5 protein-coding genes are annotated in these 5,212 nt (G+C 58.3%); all 5 read right to left on the bottom strand.

Going from position 1 to position 5,212, the window contains the following annotated elements; all coding sequences use genetic code 11:
- Positions 1 to 742, bottom strand: a 742-nt coding sequence (locus M0974_RS27365) for an IclR family transcriptional regulator (RefSeq protein WP_297844555.1), incomplete at its 3' end; no start/stop codon positions are given.
- A gap of 3 nt (positions 743 to 745) precedes the next feature.
- Positions 746 to 1,597: a fumarylacetoacetate hydrolase family protein gene (locus M0974_RS27360; RefSeq protein WP_297844553.1), complete on the bottom strand. Its 852-nt coding sequence runs from the start codon at positions 1,595 to 1,597 to the stop codon at positions 746 to 748.
- A gap of 21 nt (positions 1,598 to 1,618) precedes the next feature.
- Positions 1,619 to 2,980, bottom strand: a complete 1,362-nt coding sequence (locus tag M0974_RS27355; RefSeq protein ID WP_297844544.1) for an MFS transporter — start codon at positions 2,978 to 2,980, stop codon at positions 1,619 to 1,621.
- A gap of 252 nt (positions 2,981 to 3,232) precedes the next feature.
- The gene (locus M0974_RS27350; RefSeq protein ID WP_297844541.1) at positions 3,233 to 4,708 is read right to left on the bottom strand and encodes an aldehyde dehydrogenase family protein; all 1,476 of its coding nucleotides are present in this window, start codon (positions 4,706 to 4,708) and stop codon (positions 3,233 to 3,235) included.
- The coding region (locus M0974_RS27345) for an FUSC family protein (RefSeq protein WP_297844539.1) at positions 4,705 to 5,212 on the bottom strand (508 nt) is incomplete at its 5' end. The genes M0974_RS27345 and M0974_RS27350, both read right to left, overlap by 4 nt.

Here is a 5,212-nt window from a genome sequence, read left to right as displayed (position 1 = left end):
CTTGTCCTTCTTCCTGAGTACTGTCGCGCTGTTGAATCGGGCGAACGCAACTGATGCTGCCGACAACCTTGCCTTCGCCATCGAAGATGGGTGCCGCTAGGCCGTAGACGTCAGAGTCGACTTCGCCCGCGCTGGCAACATACCCCTGACGACGCAAGAGCTGCAGCGAGCGACGAAACTGCTCCCAAGTCTGGCCAAGGTTGCTGGCGCGCACCTCGTCGGGGTTTTCCAGAAACAGCTGACTGTGCTGGCGCGGGCTCATGTTGGCCAGGATGGCCTTGGAGGTTGCGCCGAGGAATAACGGTCGCGGCGAGCCACGCGAATAACTGACCTCGCTGAACAGCTCACCGCACTGATGAATACAGACTACTTGATCCTTGAACAGCCGGCAGATCAGCCAGACTTGCTGCTCGCTCCAGTGTGGGAAGTTCGACTCCAGCGCGCGTGCAGCCCGAACCAGAGGGTCACTTACCCGCAACTGGCGGTCCCAGGTAATGATCCGGGCACCCAGCGCGTAACGTCCGGCTTCCACCTGGAACAACAAGTTCGCCTCGGCTAGTTCGCGCACATAGCGGTAGATGGTTGAACGGGTAAAACCCAATGTCGAGCCCATGTCGTCGACAGCCCAGATCGGACTGTCTTCGGTGAACAGGTCGAGGACCCGCAGCATGCGTTCCAGGCTCGAACTTTTGCTGTCGGCATCCTGCTCTGGCAGTTGTTCTGATTCAGGTAGTCTGTCCATTGCTTACTGCTCGTCGACGATGTTGTTGCGCAGGATGCCAATTCGCGAAATCTCGATCTCGACTTCGTCGCCTGGCTTCATCCATACAGGCGGTTCACGGAAAGCGCCGACGCCGCCGGTGGTGCCGCTGACAATCACGTCGCCGGGAGCCAGCTCAGTGAAGGTGGAGCAATACTCGATGAGCTTGCGGACATCGAAGATCATGTCGCTGGTGTTGGTGTGCTGCATCACTTCGCCATTCAGGCGGGTGGTCAACTCCAGGTCCTGCGGATCACCAATTTCGTCGCTAGTGACTAGCCAAGGGCCAAAGCCGCCGGTGCTCGGGAAGTTCTTGCCCGGTATGAACTGAATGGTGTGCTTCTGCCAGTCGCGGACGCTGCCGTCGTTGTAGCAGGCGTAACCGGCTACATAGTCCAGTGCATCGGCTTGCTTGACGTGACGCGCAGGTTTGCCGATCACCACAGCCAGCTCGCCTTCGAAGTCCAGCTTGTGCGAGGCCGTGGGTCGAATGATGGGTTGCAGGTGGGCGGTCTGGCTGTCGGCGAAGCGAGTAAAAATCATCGGGTAGGTCGGCATCTCACGACCGGTTTCGCGGACATGAGTGGCGTAGTTGATGCCAATGCACAGCACTTTGCCCGGGTTCGGGATGACTGGCAGAAAGGTCACTTCATCCAGCGGGATGCGCGGCAGGCTCGCCAGGACGTCGTGGGTCAGTTCGGCCAGGCGATTGTTGGCGATGGCCTGCTTGAGATCGGCGCCGAAGGTTTGCTTGACCGATTCCAGGTCGATAACCAGCTCGCCGTCGACGACACCGTAGGTGCTACGGCCTTGAAAAATGAAGCTTGCGAGTTTCATGGAATGCTCCTTGAGAGAGGGTTAGTGCATGCGCACAGGGTGCAAAGAAGCTCGGCGTTGCTCACGCAATTGGCCGAAACGAATGACAAGGGTTGCGCACAGCGCGATCAGGCCTGGCAGCAAGGCGGCGATGAAAATCTCTTGCAGGGTCCAACCCAACGCCAGCATAAGACCACCAAATACCGGTCCGAGAATCGAACCGATACGGCCGATCCCCAGTGCCCAGCCGACACCCGTGGAGCGAATTTCCTGAGGATAGATTTCTGCGGCCAGCGCGTTAAGGCCAGCCTGAGCACCCTGAACCAGAACCCCCAGAGCGAACATGACGATCAGGAAGGGGGCCATGGATATCGGCATTTGGCTGAGTAACAACACCAGTAACAGATAGCCGCAGAACTCGGCCATCAACACGCGGATCGCGCCCAGACGGTTCATCAGCCAGCCTTGCAGGATCGAGCCGAACACGCCGCCAAGGCTGAACAGAATTATGGCTTTAATGCCCATGCTTAGAGGTTCATGAGCGGCGACCAGCACGGTGGGAACCCAGCTCATGATGAAGTAGAGAATCAGTAGGTTCATGCTATAGGGCAGCCACAGTAGCAGGGTGCGACGCCACATGCCGTCGGCGAACAGGCGGCTCAGTGGGATTTTCACCGGTGCTTGTGACCGCGGGGTCAGCAGGCTTGTTGGTAGCTGGATCAGCTCCGGAACCAAGCGCGCGATGATGCGTTCGACTTTCGAGCGGTTGCGCGGGTTTCGGGTCAGAAACTCCACTGACTCCGGGAGCCGAAACAGCACCACAAAAGCAACGCCCAGCGGCAGCACTCCGCCGATCAGAAATAGATTGCGCCAGCCCCAGACAGCCAACAGTTGATCCGCGGTAGTCCCAGCGATCATCGCACCCAGCGGCATGCCACAGAACAGCAGAGTGACGGAAATTCTGGAATAGCGGCGCGGGCTGTACTCGGATGCCAGTGCTACCAGATTAGGGATTGCGCCGCCTAGGCCGAGACCGGTGAGCAGGCGAACAACGAGCAATTGTTCGAAATCTTGAACGAAAGCAGTCAATAGGGCGCAGGCACCGAACGTCAGAATCGATGCCAGCAAAACTTTCTTGCGACCGATCTTGTCGGCTAACGGCGCCAGGCCCAGTGCGCCTAGCATTAATCCGAACAGTCCGGCGGCGAATACTGGCCCGAAAGCCGATGGCGTAACGCCTAGCGAACTGGCTATCGGGCTTACCAGAAAGCCTATGATTTGGGTATCGAAGCCATCGAGGATGGCCACCAGAACGCACAGTGCAACCACTTCCAGTTGCATCCGGCTCATGGGCCGGTCATCGATCACATCGCCAAGGACGTTGGAGCAGGACGCAGGTTGCATGGCTTTTGCCTCTTGTTTTTGTTTTTGCATTGCTATGGCCGCGAGTTAAGCATCGGCAGCTGTGGGTTAATTTATGCTTTTGCATAAATCCTGTAAAGTGGGATTTTTAATAAATCCTAAAATATGGAATGAAGGTGCTTTCCTTCAGTTTCTGGCAGCTCTGTGCCGGCCCTCTGGAACAGGCGATACGAGAGCGTGACGCGAGAATTGCCATCCGGTCGGTGTCCGGATGGCAACGATGCTGCGGGGGGGTTAGAAGGGGTAGGCGCGACGTTGATGCTGGATTGAAATCCAGTGATCGCTGGTCAGCTCGGCAATGATCCAGTCGCTGTTGAAGCGGCCGACGCCACTGTTTTTCTCGCCACCGAACATATTGTCCGGATCGTCGTTGACCGAGATGTCGTTGATATGGGTCATACCGGCTTCGATCTGCTGGGCGAAGCGCAGACCTCGAGCCTCATCCTGGGTGAAGACCGCGCTGGACAGGCCAAACTCGGTCTGATTGGCCAGGAGTAGCGCTTCGGCTTCATCGCGAGCCTTGATGATCGGGGCGATAGGGCAGAACTGCTCGGTCTGTGCCAGCAGCGAGTCATTGGCCACGTTGATGAACACGTGTGGGGGCAAGATCTGTCCTTGCGGCTTGCCGCTCAGGGCCAACGTCATGCCTGCCGTTTGAGCCGCTTCGATACGCTGGAGCGCACCTTGTAATTGGCGTTGATTGATCAGGGGGCCGATCACTGTCCCGGGATCGTTGGGATCGCCCACTTTAAGGTTGCGCACGCGCTCGATGAAGGCTTCGACAAAGCGATCATGGATGGCCTCATCGACAATGATCCGGTTACTGCTCATACAGATCTGACCCTGATGGAGGAAGCGTCCGACGACTGCCGCGTGTACGGCCAGATCCAGATCGGCATCGTCCAACACCACGCAAGGCGCATTACCGCCCAGTTCCAGACCTACGCGCTTGAGTGTCGGGCCGGTCATCGCGAGTCCGCCGATGTGCCGTCCAACACGGGTCGAACCAGTGAAGGAGATGAACTTGGGGATCGGATGCAGGGTGAAGGCATCGCCAATATCACTGACTTCTCCAATCACCACATTGAGTAAGCCCACCGGCAAGCCGGCTTCCTCGTAGATGCGCGCCAGTAACAGGCCTCCGGTCACCGGAGTGTCGTCTGCCGGTTTGAGCACGACCGCATTGCCCAGAGCCAGGGCGGGGGCAATCGAGCGGTTGGACAGGTGCATCGGCCAGTTCCAGGGGCTAATCACACCGACGACCCCGATTGGCTTGCGATAGACCCGGCTTTCTTTGTCGGCAATGTTTACTGGCAAAATGCGCCCATGAGCGCGGGTTGGCATGCTCGCGGCTGCAATCATGCCGGAGCGCACAGCACCCCACTCGATTTCGGCCTTGGTCCGGGTACTGCCGGATTCGCGAATCAGCCAATCGACGATCTCGGCATGGCGAGTTTCGAGAATCGTGACCGCACGCATGAATACTGCTGAACGCTCGGCCGGTAAGGTCCTGGCCCAGTCTTTCTGTGCCAGCGCAGCCGCCTGATAGGCGGCATCCAGATCGCTGACATCGGCCAGAGCGATTTCTGTCAACAGGCTACCGTCGTAGGGGTTTCGGTTTTCGAGCACCTTGACAGTGCTGCCCGGACGCCAGCGACCGGCAATGTACTGGCCGGTAAAACCCTCCCAAGGGGTTTGGACAATGCTCATGATTTTCTCCTGGTTGGAATATCGGGTTGAGAAAGTTCTTGCACCACCGATTGCAGGGCTTCAGTGGCCATCAAAGCTTCCCTCTGCAGGTCGGCAAGGGTGACGCCGGTCTGCGTTTCAATCCTGCTCATGTTTGCTACCCATACGGCACAGCGCATGGCGGCGAAGATAAGAGGGCTGGTATGTCCTTCAAGCATCACTAGCGGCAACAGCAGGGCATTGATGCGAGCATGGGCCCGCTCGGAGCGCTTACCCGTGGCTACGCGTACCAGGGAGCGTGTCTGCCGGGCAATCCGGCGCGCCAGTGCCATTCGATGTTTGACGGGGCTTGAGGGGATGACCAGGTGGTAGGTCAGGGTGGCGGCCAATACCCCAGTGATGATCGCCAAGGCCTGGCTGAGTGCCTGGTCAATGTTCACGCTGACCGGCAGGGCAGGTTGGGCCGTCAGCAAAAAAGTCATGTTCATATCAATCGCGAGTTTTGCCGTGCTCGGGCGTGCCATG

This window comes from Pseudomonas sp. (assembly GCF_026224925.1).
In the GTDB taxonomy this organism is placed as follows: Bacteria; Pseudomonadota; Gammaproteobacteria; order Pseudomonadales; family Pseudomonadaceae; genus Aquipseudomonas.
This window is presented reverse-complemented; position numbering and strand designations above follow the sequence as displayed.

Bases quoted from the DNA above. Each gene is read 5' to 3' on its own strand.
- M0974_RS27360 (WP_297844553.1), bottom strand. From the start codon at position 1,597: ATGAAACTCGCAAGCTTCATTTTTCAAGGCCGTAGCACCTACGGTGTC.
- M0974_RS27355 (WP_297844544.1), bottom strand. From the start codon at position 2,980: ATGCAACCTGCGTCCTGCTCCAACGTCCTTGGCGATGTGATCGATGAC.
- M0974_RS27350 (WP_297844541.1), bottom strand. From the start codon at position 4,708: ATGAGCATTGTCCAAACCCCTTGGGAGGGTTTTACCGGCCAGTACATT.